Annotated in this window: 1 protein-coding gene; it reads right to left on the bottom strand. The window is 67.4% G+C overall.

The features are described 5' to 3' along the window. Positions 1-15 precede the first annotated feature (15 nt). The gene (locus ACFWW8_RS38550; protein WP_386537600.1) at positions 16-1,644 is read right to left on the bottom strand and encodes an ISAzo13 family transposase; all 1,629 of its coding nucleotides are present in this window, start codon (positions 1,642-1,644) and stop codon (positions 16-18) included. Positions 1,645-1,695 lie beyond the last annotated feature (51 nt).

The raw sequence follows: 1,695 nt of genomic DNA, 5'->3' as shown, positions 1-1,695 counted from the left end.
AGGGCTTGCAGATCATTAACACGTTGTCTTGATCTTGTTGTTGGGCTCGCCTACCTGGGTGAGGACCCGAGTCTGGAGGGCCGCGAGAGCCAGGGGCGGGGTTGTCGCGGGTGCGATGGCAATGCCGTGTTTCTCAAGCAGCCTCCGGTTCTTGAGGAGGGTGCGGTGCATGGCGGTCCGACTACTGCCGAACAGTACGGCGAGAGGTTCTGCGGCAAGGGCGACCCGCAGGTGGAGCACGGTAGCCAGAATCTGGTCGGGGAAGGTGAGCTTGGGCGGGCGGCCCCGCTGGGTGTCGCCGTCGGGGGCCAGAGTCTGGGTCAGGGCATGCAGTTGCCGGCGGGACATCCCGGTCAAGGCGGGATCGGAGAGCAGGGCATGGTCCCACTCCGGCTCCGCCGTCTGCGGGGTCCGGGCCGCCGGGATTGCGAGGCATGGCCGAGGGTGCAGGGCATAGTTCCAGTCGCCGTGGAAGGCGTGCCGGGTCAGCGGCAGAGCGGCCATCTCCGCGTCGCCGATGTGCACTCCGGTCGGGTAGGCGTTGGTGTCGAGTTCGGCCGTCACCCTCAGTCCGGTGCGGGTGGTGGTCGCGGCGATGGATTGCACGATGACTTCGTGGCTGGTCAGCGGGCGGCCACGCCAGTTCATGGTGATGTGGGAGAAGAGTCGGTGTTCGATCTTGTTCCACTTCGATGTGCCCGGAGGCAGGTGACAGACGGTGATCAGCAGTCCGGTTTCGGCGGCGAGCCGGGCGAGTTCGAGTTTCCAGGCCCGCGTGCGGTAGCCGTTGGAGCCGCCCGCGTCGGCAGTGATCAGCAGTCGTGTCGCCTGGGGGTAGGCGCTCTGGCCCTGGCCGTTCCACCAACGGCGAATCGATTCCACGGCGAAGGCTGCGGTGTCGTGATCGGTGCCGACGTTGACCCACCCGGTGTTCGCCGCGAGGTCGTAGATGCCGTAGGGAACGGCCTTGCCGAGCTGAGGATCGGCGAAATCGTGGACACCCACCTTCACCGGCTCGCCGGTGGGCTGCCACTCGCGGCCGCTGTTCTTGAACTCGCCGACGAGTTCCTTCTTCTTGGTGTCCACGCTGATCACGGGCTGGTCCGCGTCCCGGTGCCCACGGACCTGCTCGTTGAGGTAGCGGAACTGCGCGTCCCTGTCCAGGTGCTGTTTCCCCTCCAAGGTCTTGACGTTGGCCTGCAGGCTGAAGCCCTCCTCCCGCAGCAGGTCGGCGACGGTGTCCGCGCTGACCTTGTGCCCGGCCTGGGCCAGCTCCGCCGCGAGCGTGCGGGTCGACTTCACCGTCCACCGCAGCGGCGACATCGGATCACCCCGCACATCGGGTTCGACCAGCGCCAGCAGTGCTGGCCGCAGCCCCGGATCCAAGACCACGACACGTTTGCGTCCCCCGCCAGGACGCCGGATCCGCCCCAACGGCTCCTCGCCGGATTCCAGCTCGAACACGCCATTGCGGACCGTCGTCTCGCTGACCCCCGCCGCCCTCGCGACAGCGCGGACACCACCGTGCCCCAGCAGCCGGGCCTCGGCCCCCATCAGCAGCCGCCGCTGCCGCTCGTCCAAATGTGGGAACAACACCCCGAACCGTGCAGAGAGTTGGTCACGGGTCTCGTCCGGGATCGCCATACCACCTCAACGAGGCCCAGAACGGGAAGCAACACCTTGATTCCCCGCAAG

Source organism: Streptomyces sp. NPDC058701 (assembly GCF_042715295.1).
Lineage (GTDB): Bacteria > Actinomycetota > Actinomycetes > Streptomycetales > Streptomycetaceae > Streptomyces.
This window is presented reverse-complemented; position numbering and strand designations above follow the sequence as displayed.